This window comes from Neokomagataea tanensis (genome assembly GCF_006542335.1).
Taxonomy (GTDB): Bacteria; Pseudomonadota; Alphaproteobacteria; order Acetobacterales; family Acetobacteraceae; genus Gluconobacter; species Gluconobacter tanensis.
Genome location: NZ_CP032485.1, coordinates 1624423 through 1638685, shown reverse-complemented (window position 1 = coordinate 1638685; position 14263 = coordinate 1624423). Strand labels below are relative to the sequence as shown.

At 51.1% G+C, this 14263-nt stretch carries 16 protein-coding genes; 8 read left to right on the top strand and 8 right to left on the bottom strand.

The genetic code is table 11. The features are described from left to right. The 5 genes from folE to D5366_RS07470 all read right to left on the bottom strand — a co-directional run bounded on the left by folE (nt 1) and on the right by D5366_RS07470 (nt 5674). Entirely contained in the window at nt 1–639 is a 639-nt protein-coding gene (folE, locus tag D5366_RS07490; RefSeq protein WP_141492945.1) for a GTP cyclohydrolase I FolE, read from the bottom strand. Nucleotides 640–719: 80 nt separating this feature from the next. Continuing rightward, nucleotides 720–1577, bottom strand: coding sequence for a 2-amino-4-hydroxy-6-hydroxymethyldihydropteridine diphosphokinase (gene folK / locus D5366_RS07485; RefSeq protein ID WP_141492944.1), 858 nt, complete (start codon nt 1575–1577; stop codon nt 720–722). Then, entirely contained in the window at nt 1570–2382 is an 813-nt protein-coding gene (folP, locus tag D5366_RS07480; RefSeq protein WP_205839577.1) for a dihydropteroate synthase, read from the bottom strand. The genes folK and folP overlap by 8 nt, the downstream gene beginning before the upstream one ends. Before the next feature lies 1 nt (nt 2383). Next, complete coding sequence (locus tag D5366_RS07475; RefSeq protein WP_141492943.1) at nt 2384–4684, bottom strand: EAL domain-containing protein; 2301 nt, start codon at nt 4682–4684, stop codon at nt 2384–2386. 183 nt (nt 4685–4867) lie between these two features. Further along, nucleotides 4868–5674, bottom strand: a complete 807-nt coding sequence (locus D5366_RS07470; RefSeq protein WP_141492942.1) for a DsbA family protein — start codon at nt 5672–5674, stop codon at nt 4868–4870. 209 nt (nt 5675–5883) lie between these two features. Here D5366_RS07470 and D5366_RS07465 point away from each other — a divergent pair, with 209 nt between their 5' ends. Then, on the top strand, nt 5884–7293 hold the full coding sequence (locus tag D5366_RS07465; RefSeq protein ID WP_141492941.1) for a gamma-glutamyltransferase: 1410 nt from the start codon (nt 5884–5886) through the stop codon (nt 7291–7293). Between the two features lie 18 nt (nt 7294–7311). On the opposite strand, the gene fliP is transcribed toward D5366_RS07465, so the two are convergent. Further along, nucleotides 7312–8049 carry a flagellar type III secretion system pore protein FliP gene (fliP, locus tag D5366_RS07460; RefSeq protein WP_141492940.1) on the bottom strand — a complete coding sequence of 246 codons (738 nt, stop codon included), beginning with the start codon at nt 8047–8049 and terminating at the stop codon, nt 7312–7314. Beyond that, nucleotides 8046–8336, bottom strand: coding sequence for a flagellar biosynthetic protein FliO (locus D5366_RS07455; protein ID WP_141492939.1), 291 nt, complete (start codon nt 8334–8336; stop codon nt 8046–8048). Before D5366_RS07455 ends, fliP begins: the two co-directional genes overlap by 4 nt. Nucleotides 8337–8524: 188 nt before the next feature. On the opposite strand from D5366_RS07455, the gene D5366_RS07450 reads away from it, so the two are divergent. From D5366_RS07450 to recA, 7 genes are all read left to right on the top strand, one after another. After that, nucleotides 8525–8917: a flagellar basal body rod protein FlgB gene (locus tag D5366_RS07450; RefSeq protein WP_141492938.1), complete on the top strand. Its 393-nt coding sequence runs from the start codon at nt 8525–8527 to the stop codon at nt 8915–8917. Between the two features lie 53 nt (nt 8918–8970). After that, nucleotides 8971–9339 (top strand): flagellar basal body rod protein FlgC, encoded by a 369-nt coding sequence (gene flgC / locus D5366_RS07445; protein ID WP_408902240.1) that lies wholly within the window; start codon nt 8971–8973, stop codon nt 9337–9339. Further along, a complete protein-coding gene (locus D5366_RS07440) occupies nt 9336–9653 on the top strand; it encodes a flagellar hook-basal body complex protein FliE (RefSeq protein ID WP_141492936.1) in 318 nt (105 codons plus the stop codon). The genes flgC and D5366_RS07440 overlap by 4 nt, the downstream gene beginning before the upstream one ends. 3 nt (nt 9654–9656) lie before the next feature. Next, nucleotides 9657–9929 carry a flagellar biosynthesis protein FliQ gene (fliQ, locus tag D5366_RS07435; protein WP_141492935.1) on the top strand — a complete coding sequence of 91 codons (273 nt, stop codon included), beginning with the start codon at nt 9657–9659 and terminating at the stop codon, nt 9927–9929. Continuing rightward, nucleotides 9926–10735 carry a flagellar biosynthetic protein FliR gene (locus tag D5366_RS07430; RefSeq protein ID WP_141492934.1) on the top strand — a complete coding sequence of 270 codons (810 nt, stop codon included), beginning with the start codon at nt 9926–9928 and terminating at the stop codon, nt 10733–10735. Before fliQ ends, D5366_RS07430 begins: the two co-directional genes overlap by 4 nt. A gap of 3 nt (nt 10736–10738) precedes the next feature. Continuing rightward, nucleotides 10739–11815 (top strand): EscU/YscU/HrcU family type III secretion system export apparatus switch protein, encoded by a 1077-nt coding sequence (locus D5366_RS07425; RefSeq protein ID WP_141492933.1) that lies wholly within the window; start codon nt 10739–10741, stop codon nt 11813–11815. Between the two features lie 174 nt (nt 11816–11989). Further along, on the top strand, nt 11990–13018 hold the full coding sequence (recA, locus tag D5366_RS07420) for a recombinase RecA (protein WP_141493892.1): 1029 nt from the start codon (nt 11990–11992) through the stop codon (nt 13016–13018). 23 nt (nt 13019–13041) lie between these two features. Here the strand turns inward: recA and hrcA are convergent, their stop codons facing one another. Next, complete coding sequence (hrcA, locus tag D5366_RS07415; protein WP_141492932.1) at nt 13042–14112, bottom strand: heat-inducible transcriptional repressor HrcA; 1071 nt, start codon at nt 14110–14112, stop codon at nt 13042–13044. Nucleotides 14113–14263 lie beyond the last annotated feature (151 nt).

Sequence of the window (14263 nt, the reverse complement as noted above, 5' to 3'; positions counted from 1 at the left end):
TTAGCCCCGCAGGAGAGACAAAATCTCTTGTCGGGCGGCATGGTCATCTGCCCATACACCGCGCGCTACCGTCGTCACAGTTGATGATCCGGGCGCCCGCACCCCGCGCATGCTCATGCACATATGCTCAGCTTCCAGAACAACCAAAACAGCTGCAGGGCGCAGAATATCTTCCAAACCCTGCGCGATTTGATCCGTCAGGCGCTCCTGCAACTGTGGGCGGCGCGCAAACCCTTCTACAACCCGTGCAAGCTTACTTAGGCCAGTCAAGCGGCCGCCATCCGGCAGATATGCTACATGCGCCCGTCCGACGACCGGTAAAAGATGATGCTCACACATCGAATGAAAACGAATATCTTTCACGATAACCGCCCCTTTGTGGCGATCCGCTGAGAATTGTGTTTTCAAGTGCTCTCTTGGGTCTTCGTACAGACCGCCGAACACCTCTAAGTACATTTCAGCCACACGGCGGGGCGTATCACGCAGCCCTTCGCGCGATGTGTCTTCGCCAAGAGCATCCAAAATTGTCCGCACAGCACCCGCTATGCGTGATTTGGCATCTTCTGGACAACACAACGCATCCAGCGGGCGAAGATCTTCCTGAACAGAAAGAGAGTCGACGGGCTTTGGATCAGTCATGTCGTGCTACAGGCTCCATCTCCACAGCGCTTTTAAAAAGCCGAATGCGGAAAGCAAAAAAGAAAAGCCCCAGTGAGAGATTACACCTTACGGCGCACAACATCCTCTGGGGAGCGAGACAGGACTGCTAGCGCGTCCTTAACGCTACGTCCACTCATCAGACGCTCAGGAACTATTTCCGCCAACGGTTCCAAAACAAAGGCCCGCTCAAACATGTGCTTATGCGGCAACGTCAACACACGATCCTCCATCTCCAAATCTCCATAATAGAGTATGTCGATGTCAACCGCCCTCTCCCCCCAGCGTCGTCCTGTTTGGCGCCCTAAAGCACGCTCAGTCTCCTTGCACAAACGCAGCAGAGCATGCGGCCGTAACGTCGTTCTTCCTGTCACACACAGGTTTACGAAGCCCGGTTGATCAACTCCACCCCACGGAGCACTATCAAACAGAGAGGAAACTGCCAGAATCTCAAGCCCCTCCGCTACAGACAGCCAGTCCACAGCAGCGCTCAATGTCGCCTCGCGCTCGCCCAAATTTGCCCCTAGCGAAAATGCCACCTCGTAATGACGTACATGCTCTACAGTGGCCGATGTTTCACTCAGAGCGTAAGTTACCGGCACGGAAGGCTTGCGCACACAGACCCTCACCCACTCCACCGCCGCAAAACGCTCTAATATCGTTTCCGCGATCCGGGCCGCCACCGTCTCAATAAGAGCGAGAGGAGGTCCGGTCACCACAGCAGAAGCGATATCGCACAGACTGCCATAGCAAACAGCATCGCTGTAAGAGTCGTTTCTTTGCGCCTGTGACAAGTCGGCCTTAATCGCAATGTCGACAACGAAACGCTGCCCTAGACGATTTTCCTCCGGCAAAACCCCGTGATACCCAAAAAGACAGAGGTCCCGTACTTCTACGCAGGTCAGAGGGGGTTCAATCATACTTGCCATCCATTGCAGCCCAAACTTTCAAGGCGTCAATGTGCTCCTGCACATCATGTACTCTCAATATGGCTGCACCGTTATTCATACCGCGTATATTAGCTGCAATCGTTGCCGCAAGCCTCGCAGTAGCCGGTTGCCCGGTGATCCAGCCCAACACAGATTTACGCGACAACCCCAAAAGGACCGGCAACCCGTATTCTTCTTTTAAAATACCCAACTCACGCACAGCCTGAATGTTTTGCGTTTGCGTTTTACCAAACCCAACGCCGGGATCCAACGCTATCCGCGACAGGGGAATACCGGCGTTTTGCGCGATATCCAGCGTCTTATCAAAAAAGCGCTTCCAATCGGCCTTGAGGTTCAACGCCTCATCAACGTCGGCCCGGTTATGCATCGCAACGAGCAGCGCGTTGTGCTCAGCCACGACCTTGGCCATTTCAGGGTCACGCTGCAAACCCCAGACATCATTTACAATCGCCGCACCATTTTGCAGGGCATGATGCGCCACATCAGCCTTCATGGTATCGACGGATAGTAGGGCGTCCTTATTGGCTAGCCCCTCTAGGACGGGTGCCAGCCTCTGCCATTCTTGAACAGCATCCACTGCTTGGTAGCCTGGCCGGGTCGATTCTGCACCGACGTCTATAATTCTGGCCCCCGCCCTTAGGAGTTCTTGGCCATGCAATATTGCAGCTTGCGGATCGAAAAAACGCCCACCATCCGAAAAGGAATCCTGTGTAACGTTAACGATACCCATTAAAATCGGCGTCCCACCCGCCGACAAAATATCGTTCCATTCCATTTTAATGAAGATGTTCCTGCAACACTGACAACGTCCAATCTAACTGCTTCTCGGGCATCGGTCGCCCCAAGTAAAAACCCTGCACCTCCGTGCAGCCACAGTCCCTTAAAAACCGGTAATGCTCTGCGGAAGAAACTCCTTCTGCCGTCACCACCAAGCCCAAATCAACCGATAACTCCAATATAGACCGCAAAACACCTTTGCTTTTTGCATTGTACAATACGTCTTGGATAATTCCCGCATCGACTTTTATTTTTGTGAACGGATACATTCGTAAATAATTCGCAGAAGAATATCCCGTACCAAAGTCATCCAAAGCGAGTTTAATCCCTGCTCGGTCCAAAAGCATTAAAGAGTGAGAGACTTGTGGCCCAACTTCCAAAGCAAAAGTCTCTGTAATTTCGATTTGTAATTGATTAGGCCGTACGCCGGAACGGTGAACAATCTCCAAAACACGCTCCGCCATTTGAGGCACCGAAAAATGCATTGCTGCCATATTTACGGAAACCCACATATCTTGCGGCCAACGGGAGGCGGCTTGGCAGGCTTTTTCCAGCACCCAATAGTCGAATGTCTCGCTTTGGCCATTCTCTTCAATCAGCGCAATAACATTTTGCATTGATGTCTGGCCGCTTACAGAACCGCGCCAACGTGAAAGGGCCTCGCAACCGACGATGCGCCCTGTCTGCGCATGTAGTATAGGCTGGAAAACCAAATTAAATTCGCGCTTTTCAACGGCTTCACGCACATCATCCGATAGCCGGAATGGGCGCTCTCCTCCGTAGGTAATAATTTTATCAACGATAAAAAATGCGGTATTTTCAAACCGCTCTACATCTCGCAGTACCGTCTCTGCTGCGTCCAACAAAATATCTGCCCGTTGATTATTCGCAGTCGACAAAACAGCCCCTATTTTCGGGGAAGCAACTTTCTTGTGCGCGTCGGTAAATATCATATCATCGGCCAACGCAGTGCAAAAACGATGTATCATTGCTTCAACAGCAAGACGATCAAAACAATCCGATAATCTGTTTCGTACGACGAGTACGGCCAAATCATTCGCATTGTAACGTCCAACATACAGACACTCTTCCCCGCGCATCAACCGCATAGCGGCATCGCGCAAAAACGCACTTTTTATAAGCTCGTTTTTCGCGTCTGTATTCGGTGGCAAAGAAACCATGCACACAACGATATCTTCGGCGCTTAGAGACCTCTCAAACAATAAATGCTGGAGGTGCTCAACAATCGCAAGGCGATTGGGCAAGCCTGTATTACGATCCACACGTGATTGCTGCCCCCAGACTTTTTCTAGAGAGCGCCCCTTGGGGACATCTCGCCCCACTCCTGAATACCCAATAAAAGTACCGTTTTTATAAACAGGCCGCCCTGTCATCTGAACCCAGGCGAGAGGCCCTCCTGAATTCAATGCCACATCCAAGTCTCTAAACGCCAAACGACGTTCCATACATTGCAGCAAATGCTCACCTGATGTTTTGCCGGAAAGACCTTTTTCTGTATTTATTTCTAAAATATCTTGCAGCTTTACACCGGATACACGTTCTTCTTCTATAATATTTTTAGCGGATATACCCTTCACCATCCGCACTAAAACGTGTTGGTCATTTGTCTCCCACTGCCAATAATTTTCATCGCTTACGTGAATATTTGATATAACAGATATTATATGCGCTTTATTTTCATACTTTCTAAAATTACCAATAACAATCTTCAACATATTCGATGTGCATATGCATACAAGAAATGCCACTATAATTAAGAAGGAAATATATAATACCATTGAGTATGGAATTATTTTATTGAAATTAACAATAACTATTAGCGAAAATATAAAAGAAACGAAAAACATATACGTATGTTTATTTATTAATGAGAGAAATACCTGACCAACAACTATAATAAATAGATCAAATATAAGTATATTTTTGATAAAAAAACTTAGATAACATAATGATTCTATCGCTATGGGAACCCAAAATAATCCTAATGCTACGTTTGCCGCATGTATGACACTACCGCGTATTTTTGCTGAGAAAATGATTCTTTTCTCATTCAAACAGACTGATAAGAAGAATAAGACAACGCCGTATATCGGTAGAAAACAAAGAAATTTCTGGTAGGCTATGGTTTTCGGGAAAAATGCTATTAGTAACGATGCACTAAAAAGATGTGAAAACGCGTAAAAGAATATTGCTAAATCTTTTATGTTACGAGAATCATATTCGTAGGTAGAATTTTCTGAAGCTATTTTAGGTATTTCCAAGCCTGTAAAAACATTCATACCATGAAATCTAGTCAATTTTTTCTTCGCTTGTTTATAAACTCAACAAAAAACCAAACATAAAAACAATAATGGCTTCAGATATCATAATTATACCTGAAGCCATAGAACAAAATAAAATATTAATTAAAATGGAACTTATTGGTTTTTGTTAAATTTTAATAAAATTTAGCTCTCACCCTCTTAGCCTTGTCTGGCTTTTTCTAGGTTCGCATCCATTTGCAAATCGCTCAATGCGCCCGGCGCAATCACAGCCGTCCCGAATACAAATGTTGGGGTACCATCGAGACCGATAGCCTGCGCTAGATCAAGATTAGAGCGAATAGCGGCAATAACGGCCGGTGAGCTCATGTCTTTAATCAAACGGTCAGCATCAACACCATTTGCTTGTGCAACCTGACGGACACGCTCCACACTCGGTGTGACCGTATCGCCCATAAGCGCTTGGCGTAAGACAGCGTATTTCCCTTGCAAACTTGCAGCCTGAATAACCTGCGTATCAAGCACGCTACCCTTACCTAAAACCGGCACTAAACGTTCAACCAAACGTACATCTTTGTGGCGCTCTAAAAATTTATCCACGACAGGAATCATGGCCCGGCAATATGAACAACGCGGATCAAGAAACTCAACGACCGTCACAGCCCCTTTAGGATTACCACGCACAGCATAATCAGGCGCATCGCGCAGAGCTGCCCAATGCTGCCGAACAGCATCGAGCGCCGTGTTTTGTTGCTGCTCGGCCATTTGCTCACGCAAGGACTTAAGAGCATCCCCCAAGATGGAAGGATCGTTTTTCAGTGCCTGTCTCAATATTTCAACGATTTCTGCCCGCTGTTCACCTGAAAAATGCCCTGCCGCACCCCCGTCAGCAGCGTGAGCCACCGCGCTACCGCCTATCAATGAAACAGCAGTAACAACCCGCAAAAACTTAGAGAAACGCTTCACAACAACACTCCAAACGCAAATCATAGCCTTATGGTAGGCCATGCTGAGAAACACACAACCTTCAGGCCCATACAACGCTCCAAAGAGAGCAAAGAGCAGTTCGTTGCAAGAGAAGCGCAGCTTGCCCCTCCCATAACTGCACAATTCTCGTTATGAATGATTCAAACCCTGAGGTGGCGGTGCGCGGCTTCGCCGAAAAGCGCCCACTCGTTTGCCTGACCCGAGGCCCAGACAGTACGGAGTAACGCTAGGTGGCGCATCGTCGAGACCAGATTTCTGAACTACCCCGCAACGCAAGCCGCCTCACACGCCTATTGGCAGGCGCGACAAGCCTCATATCTCTAGCTGCATGTTCCAGCCTTCCCTCTACCCCGCCTGCCCTGAGTTCGATCGGGCATAGCCTCTTTGGGAAAACAAGCACCCCGGCCCTGACGGGACCAATCGGTACCGTTGTGAGCGATGAGCCCCAAGCTGCCCTTACAGGGCATGACGTTCTGGCACGCGGCGGCAACGCGGTTGATGCCGCTGTAGCAACAGCAACAGCTTTAAGCGTCACTCTGCCCTCGCGCGCGTCTCTGGGCGGCGGCGGAGCGTGTCTTGTCTGGCGCCCCGGCAGCCCAGCCCGCAGCTTTGCTTTCCTACCACGCGCGACGAAACAAAATGCTGGACAAGACCGCCCCGCAGGCACGCCTGCCACCTTGCGCGGTCTTTATCTTATGCATCACGGCTACGGCAGTGTTGACTTCGGTGATCTCCTGACACCAGCCATCACGCTGGCCAATAACGGCGTCACGGTCAGCCACACTTTAGCGAGTGACATCACAGCCGTTCACTCAGCATTATTCGCGGACGATAATGCCCGCGCACTTTTCAGCCGCGACGGCGCTCCCTTGGCAACAGGTGATACGCTCATCCAGCCGCGCCTAGCAGGCTTCCTTACGCGCTTGAAAACGGCCGGCGTAGGTGATCTTTACACAGGAGCACTGGCAACAGTCTTCAGCACCGCAGCGCAATCCGCGGGCGGCGCTCTCACCCCTGAAGACATGCGTCAAACACTCCCCACCGAAAACACTGCATTAACAAGTAATGCTAACGGTTTGTCGGCTGAATTTACCGCCCCTCCAGCTGATGGTGGACTCGGCGCAGCAATTCAATATGTCACAGGTGCTTCTGCACAAGCCGCCGTTGCCGGCTGGCGTGCCTCGGGTAGCAACGACCCAGACACAGCTCAAACCCTGCTGAATGATCGACGCACTGGCGGCGGGGCGTTACCTGCACTCCCAGCGTCAACCGCATTCACGATTACAGATCGCTCTGGCCTAGCCGTGGCCTGCACATTGTCTGATTACAACCTCTTCGGGACAGGCCGCATTGCAGGTAGCACCGGCGTTGTTCTCGGCGCTTCCCCAGCGCAAACACCCCAGCCTCTCTTCCCTGCTGCCATTCTCCATGGCGGTAAAACGCTACGGGCCGTTATCGCAGGGTCCGGCCAGAACGGCGCCGCCGACGCAGTTGGCACCGCTGCTCGGGCCTTTGCCAACGGCCAAAGCACACTGCCTGAGGGTAATGGCCGCGCAAACGCCATCGTATGTGACGGCACATCTTGCCATGGCCTGACCGACAGCCGCGGCACTGGTCTCGCGACTGGCAACACAAATTAACTGACCACGCTGGAAGCCTCATCCGGTAAAACTCCGGACAAGGCTTCCAGCCACCATTGACCAACCATCAACCGCAACGAAAAAAATCAGCTTAAAAGGCAACGATACGGTGTTGGGTGGCAGCATCATCATGCCCAAGCTCATCAAAACACTCGCGACAACCAAGTCGATAATGAGAAAAGGCAAATATAACAGAAAGCCCATCTCAAAACCGCGCCGTAACTCCCCTACCATGAAAGCAGGCACTAATACCCGCCACGAAGTCTGCTGCACGGATGAGGGAACCTTCTCGTGTGCAATGTTGGAAAAAGTCACAACATCCACTGGCCGTACCGTCGCTGCCATAAAGTCATGAAAAGGTTGGGCGGTTTGCTTCAGACCTTCCATTTCATCAACCTGCCCGACTATCATGGGCTGTATTCCTGCCTCCCAAGACTTCTGCAATGTGGGCTGCATTACAAATAACGTCAGAAACAATGCCAAACCAATCAGAACTGGGTTGGGTGGTGTTCCCTGAGCTCCCAAGGCACTGCGCAGCAAAGACAACACGATGACGATCCGTGTAAATGCAGTCACCATCACAAGCAGACTCGGCGCCAAAGACAGGACCGTGATCAATGCACTGAGCTGGACCAAACGGCTTGTCGTACCCGCACCGCCTCCTTGGCCTAAATCAATGTTAACCGCCTGCGCCCAAGCCATGTGAGGTGCCAGCAAACAAACGACTGCTAATCCCCACCAGATTGCGTGCCTCATGGGGCCTCCTCCAGAAGGGACGCGAAACCTGACGCCTGCGTACAATCTAAAAGAACATCGGTCGTTCCACCGCTTAATACCAATATCTGTTTTTGACCGCACTGAACCAAAGACAGGCGCCGTACTCTATCCAGCGCCAGCTGCGCTTCCAGGACCAATAATTTTTCAGATGATGTTTTTTTTCCACCCATCGACGAAAAACGAGCCAGAAAGGGCTTCAAACCTACAATTATTCCCAAAATAATGCAGAGCATTATACAAGCGAAAATTAACTGATGAAGACTCATGAACGACGCTTTCCGACTTTTAATCCATAAATAAAATTCCTTAAAAATATTAACAAATACCTAATTTATACCGAAGATACTCTTCCATTAATCTTAATCATACAAATGAATATCAAATAAACAGATTATTAACCTTTTGGTGAAAATATAAAATCCTCCGAAATCAGTGATAACTGTGCAGAGAACGCATGAAAAACATCGACACCACAGCCCAAAGTGGCACCGATATTTTTGCTCTCGGTCAACAGCGCTTGCAATGGCTTCAAACCCGCCAGCAAGTGCTCGCGGGGAATATCGCCAACGCAAACACCCCCGACTATGCGGCCAGGGATGTCAGCCCTTTTGAGGCCAGTCTCTCACAATTTGACGTTACGCCCGTCGCAACCCATGCCGGCCATATTGGTGCTTCCGCGTCAGCCACTTCCGGCCAAAGCATCGCAACCGAAGAATCCCTCGATCACAACGGTGTCGCCTTAGATCAGCAAATGGAAAAAGTCGCAGAAGTAAACGACCAACAGCACTTCGCGGTTAATCTATACGGAAAATATATGTCGATGTTTCAAACTGTGCTCGGCAAATAAGGGAGGGTTCCGCCGTGGATTTTTCTAGCACTCTCAACATTTCCGCCAGCGGTATGGATGCCCAGTCACAGCGCCTCCGCATCGTCGCCGAAAATTTAGCCAATCAAAATACAACAGGCTCTACCCCTGGCGCAGATCCTTACCGGCGCAAAACCATCACCTTCTCAGAGCATATCGACCAAGACACAGGCGCATCGAGTGTAAGCGTTGATAAAATTGGGCAAGATATGAGCAACTTTGAAAGCCGCTACGATCCATCTCACCCAGCCGCAGATTCCAAAGGCTACGTCAAAATCGCAAATGTCGATTCCATGACGGAAATGATGGACATGCGCGAAGCTGAGCAATCTTACGAAGCCAATCTTAATACGATGCAAAGTACACGTACCATGCTCTCACGGACGTTGGATCTGCTGAAATGATTACATCACTTACGCAAGCACATTCCGCATATGCAGAGAGCCTTCAACGCGCCAGCACACAAATCGACGACGGAGTTGCGGATGGTGCCGCCACTCAAAACGACTTCAGCTCCGTACTTTCACAAACACTCAACACAGCCCTGAACGCATCGCACGCAGCAGAAACTCAGTCCGCCCAAGGGCTGGCGGGCCACGGCGACGTTACACAAATTGTAACTGCCGTCTCAAACGCACAGCTTACGCTACAAACGACCACTGTTTTGCGAGACAGAATGGTCCAAGCATATCAAGACATTATGAAAATGGCGATTTAGCCGGTGCAGAACATCGATATCAGAGCGCTTCTGGAACAGACTTTTCTTGTCGTTTTAAAGCTGAGCGCTCCAGCACTGCTCACTGCCCTCGTTGTGGGGCTCATTATTTCCCTGTTTCAGGCCGTTACCCAAATCAACGAAGCCACACTATCCTTTGTCCCCAAAATTCTTGCCATTGGTGCCGTTCTGCTTCTGGCGGGTTCCTTCATGAGCAGCACACTCATCACCTTTACGCACCACCTCTTCGACCAGCTCATTCTCGTTGGCGGGACATGACTTCGGCCCTGCCCCTCACACCAGATGCGCTGGCTGGCACATGCACTATTTTTCTTCTTGTACTCTGCCGTGTAAGCGCCGCTATTTTGGTCTTACCTGGCTTAGGTGAGCAATCACTGCCCATGACGCTACGCGCTGGGATTGCACTGACAACAACCTTGCTCATTGCCCCTATCGTCGCGCCGCATCTCACCACGACCAGCCCTGACACAACATCCGCCATCGCTCTTGCCGCCATGATAGCGGTTGAGCTTTTCGCAGGCATTACTATCGGCTGGATGGCCCGACTCATCGTTCTGGCTTTACCCATAGCGGGCCAAATGATCGCATTATTCATCGGCCTATCCAGTGTTTTACAACCTGATCCTGACCTCGGATCCGGCAGCTCTGCACCTGCGCGTTTTTTCAATATTTTGGCTCCGCTCCTTCTACTTATTAGCGGCGCTTACATTCTGCCTATTCGAGCCCTCACCGGCAGCTATACCATTATTCCTCTGGGTGGGGTGGCCTTACAGCCCCAACACTTCTCGCTTATCGCAGACACCACACAGAGCATCATCACGCTCACAGAGCGCGGCTTTACCCTTGCCCTGGAGTTGAGCGCACCATTTTTAATCCTGTCGCTCGTCTGGCAGGCTTTGATGGGTATCATCAGCCGCCTACTCCCGAGCCTTCAAATCTCGACAGTTTTGAGTCCTTTGCAAATACTGGGTGGTCTTGCACTGCTTGGCCTCACGCTCGAAACCGTGTTGGTCTTCTGGCAAAATCAAACTTTTGACGTCCTTAACGCACTGCCGGGGCTCTAACCCATGTCAGACGCGGAAGATCGGACAGAAGCCCCCTCAGAACAACGCCTGCGCAAAGCGCGCGAAGATGGCCAAATCGCTTTCTCACGCGAAGCTATGAGCACTGCCTCTCTTTTTGGGGGCACTATCAGTGTTTTTTTGGCGCTCCCATTCATGCTCCCTGATTTTATGCACAGCATGACATCTTTGATGCAGCAGGCTGGCACTCTACCCTCCGCATCACTCACACAATCACCGGAGGTTAAAAACGCCCTCACGACCGGCCTTAAATTAGCCCTGATACCCGCTTGCATCGCACTTGTTACCTCTGTCGGTACTGGCTTGCTACAAACCGGCTTTTTGCTTTCACCGTCAGGGATCGCGCCAAAATTTTCCCGCGTTTCTCCGCTAAGCGGCCTTAAACGCCTAATTGGCGGGCATGCCATAACCGAAACATTAAAAACGCTCGGCAAATTAAGCATCTTCGGTTTTATTATCTTCCACGAAATGCGCCAAACAACGCCCGGTCTGAAAGCAATGGTTGGCCTCTCTTTGCCAAACATCCTGCCGCTGCTCAGCCGGCAGGCTTTTCATGCCTGCCTCCTTATGGTGAGCGCCCAGCTTGTTTTCAGTGGGGCAGACGTTTTCTGGACGCGCTACCGCCATACCGCAAAACTCAAAATGAGTCGGGAAGAGCTTAAAGAAGAGCATCGCAACTCGGAGGGTGACCCGCACGTCAAAGGCCGCCTTAAAGCCCTTCGTGCGCGTGCCGCTAAAGAGCGAATGAAAGAAGCCGTAGAAAACGCCACAGTCATCATCACCAACCCTACGCATTACGCTGTCGCTTTACAGTATGAGAAGGGCGCTGCCGGAGCCCCAAAAATTGTTGCCAAAGGCATGGATGATGTCGCTGCGCGCATCCGTGAAATCGCGCAGGACAAACGCATTCCTATCGTTCCCAATCCGCCCTTAGCGCGCGCACTGCATGCCTTACCTCTGGAAAGTGAAGTGCCGGCTGAGCATTTCCGAGCGGTAGCGGCCGTTATCAGTTACGTTTGGCGTCTGAAACAACCCGCCCATCTCTCTACCCCCGTACGATAATCTTCCGAAACTCTTAAATCTCCCCTTGGCGTCTGGGGTGATAGAGCATATTTAATAAGAACATTGTGAGAACATAGAAAACATTAGGCCATGCCCGCCACCACCTCTAGGCGGCACCTAGAAAAGCAGTCTATCGTGTTCAAGAACGACATGATCGACCAAAACGAGGATCGAATGGACAAGACCAAAGCACTTGAAGGCGCACTTAGCCAGATCGAACGCGCATTCGGCAAAGGCTCGATCATGCGTATGGGCCAACGCCCCAAAGAACAGGCAGACGTCATTTCCACTGGCTCACTCGGGCTGGATATTGGACTTGGTATCGGTGGACTGCCCCGTGGCCGTATTGTCGAAATCTATGGCCCTGAAAGCTCCGGCAAAACTACCCTTGCCCTTCATGTCCTAGCCGAAGCCCAGAAAAAAGGCGGCACAGTCGCGTTCATTGACGCGGAACACGCACTCGACCCCGGCTACGCCCAGAAGCTTGGCGTTAACATTGATGATCTGCTCCTCAGCCAGCCAGACGCCGGTGAACAGGCGCTCGAAATCGCTGATACGCTCGTACGCTCTGGCGCAGTTGACGTTCTTGTTGTGGACTCTGTAGCCGCCCTCGTACCCCGCGCGGAATTAGAAGGCGATATGGGCGACAGCCACGTCGGCCTTCACGCACGTCTGATGAGCCAAGCCCTCCGTAAACTGACGGGCACGGTCTCCCGCTCTAATACGCTGGTTATCTTCCTTAACCAGATCCGTATGAAAATCGGCGTGATGTTCGGCAGCCCTGAAACTACAACTGGCGGCAATGCACTGAAATTCTATTCCTCCATTCGTATGGATATTCGGCGCATCGGCTCAATCAAAGACAAAGACGAAGTCGTCGGAAACCAAACCCGCGTCAAAGTTGTCAAAAACAAAATGGCGCCCCCATTCCGCCAAGTGGAATTCGACATCATGTATGGCGAAGGCGTCAGCAAGATGGGCGAGTTGCTGGACCTTGGCGTCAAAGCAAACATTGTTGAAAAATCCGGAGCATGGTTCTCGTTTGATAGCCAACGCATTGGGCAAGGCCGTGAAAACGCCAAACAATTCCTGCGGAACAACCCTGAAATGGCCACAGAAATTGAGCGCCGCATCCGGGCACAAGCTGGCGTTGTCGTTGACTCAATGCTGACAGCACCAGACCCGGACTCAGACGACGAATAAAAGAGCTTAATACCGCCGGGCGCTTACCCGAGTAAGCGCCCGACCAGACGGGCGGTATAATCCACTACCGGCACAATCCGCCCGTAATTCAGACGCGTCGGTCCTATCACCCCGATAGCCCCAACAATCCGCTGCGCTTCATTTCTCGCAGGGGCGACAATCATCGACATGCCAGACATGCCGAACATCCCACTTTCGCTTCCAATAAAAATACGCACACCGTCGGACGAGGCTGCAATGTTCAGCAGTTCCAACATTGTATCCTGCGTTTCCAGTTGCTCAAACAGCAACCGGACGGTTGTCAAACGCTCCAGTTCAGTCACATCTGCCAAGAGCTTACTCTGCCCCCGTACGAACAGGGTTCCCGCGTCGGCGTCCCACGTACCCAGCCCGCTTTTAATCATTCCTGCAGTCAAAGCGTCTAATTCGTGCTGATTGGCAGCCATTTCCGTACGGATACGCTCCTGAAGCGTCCCTAGCGTTACACCCCCCAAATGAGCCGTCAGATAATTGCCGGCCTCTACCAAGGCAGAAGGAGGCAAACCTGCTGGGAGCTCAATGATGCGATTTTCAACCTGTCCATCGGCGCCAACAAGAATGACCAATGCCCGGCCATTTCCCAACGGAACAAATTCAATATGTTTCAGAAAGGCATCCGCTTTCGGCGCCAAAACCAACCCCGCCCCTGAAGACAGTCCTGACAGCATTGATGACACTTCGGACAATATTTCTTGGTAAGATCGACCATTAATTTCCAAAAGCTGGTCAATACTCGCTTGGTCCTCGGCTGTAAGGCTACCGAATTGAACCAACCCCTCGACCCATAAACGCACCCCTTTTTCTGTAGGCAAACGCCCAGCAGAAACATGGGGACTAAACAGCAACCCAGCACGGGCCAAGTCCGCCATAGCGTTTCGGATCGTCGCAGGAGAAAGCGCGGGCTGCAAACGCTGCGAGAGCGTACGGCTACCAATAGGCTCTCCCGTTTCCACATACTCCGCTACGATTTCCCGTAGAATGGCAGCTTCGCGCTCCCCCAACCCGGCAGGAAAAGCCGCAGACGCGTGCAGAAACGGTGGGTTACGCCCGGGCATGAGATACCTTTGTAAAAAAATAACTCCCCCTAGAGTACACTATGCCATGCTCTTACCACAGGAGAATTTCTCCCTTTCGCAACCACGGTCAGGCACGGCAAGGACAAAGGTTTTTTCAGATTATCTTTGTATCTTTTAACTCTCAGCGCGC

Bases quoted from the DNA above. Each gene is read 5' to 3' on its own strand.
- folE (WP_141492945.1), bottom strand. From the start codon at position 639: ATGACTGATCCAAAGCCCGTCGACTCTCTTTCTGTTCAGGAAGATCTT.
- D5366_RS07450 (WP_141492938.1), top strand. From the start codon at position 8,525: ATGAAAAACATCGACACCACAGCCCAAAGTGGCACCGATATTTTTGCT.
- D5366_RS07430 (WP_141492934.1), top strand. From the start codon at position 9,926: ATGACTTCGGCCCTGCCCCTCACACCAGATGCGCTGGCTGGCACATGC.
- fliP (WP_141492940.1), bottom strand. From the start codon at position 8,049: ATGAGGCACGCAATCTGGTGGGGATTAGCAGTCGTTTGTTTGCTGGCA.
- recA (WP_141493892.1), top strand. From the start codon at position 11,990: ATGGACAAGACCAAAGCACTTGAAGGCGCACTTAGCCAGATCGAACGC.
- hrcA (WP_141492932.1), bottom strand. From the start codon at position 14,112: ATGCCCGGGCGTAACCCACCGTTTCTGCACGCGTCTGCGGCTTTTCCT.
- flgC (WP_408902240.1), top strand. From the start codon at position 8,971: ATGGATGCCCAGTCACAGCGCCTCCGCATCGTCGCCGAAAATTTAGCC.
- D5366_RS07475 (WP_141492943.1), bottom strand. From the start codon at position 4,684: ATGAATGTTTTTACAGGCTTGGAAATACCTAAAATAGCTTCAGAAAAT.
- D5366_RS07455 (WP_141492939.1), bottom strand. From the start codon at position 8,336: ATGAGTCTTCATCAGTTAATTTTCGCTTGTATAATGCTCTGCATTATT.
- D5366_RS07440 (WP_141492936.1), top strand. From the start codon at position 9,336: ATGATTACATCACTTACGCAAGCACATTCCGCATATGCAGAGAGCCTT.
- folK (WP_141492944.1), bottom strand. From the start codon at position 1,577: ATGATTGAACCCCCTCTGACCTGCGTAGAAGTACGGGACCTCTGTCTT.
- D5366_RS07425 (WP_141492933.1), top strand. From the start codon at position 10,739: ATGTCAGACGCGGAAGATCGGACAGAAGCCCCCTCAGAACAACGCCTG.
- folP (WP_205839577.1), bottom strand. From the start codon at position 2,382: ATGGAATGGAACGATATTTTGTCGGCGGGTGGGACGCCGATTTTAATG.
- D5366_RS07470 (WP_141492942.1), bottom strand. From the start codon at position 5,674: ATGGCCTACCATAAGGCTATGATTTGCGTTTGGAGTGTTGTTGTGAAG.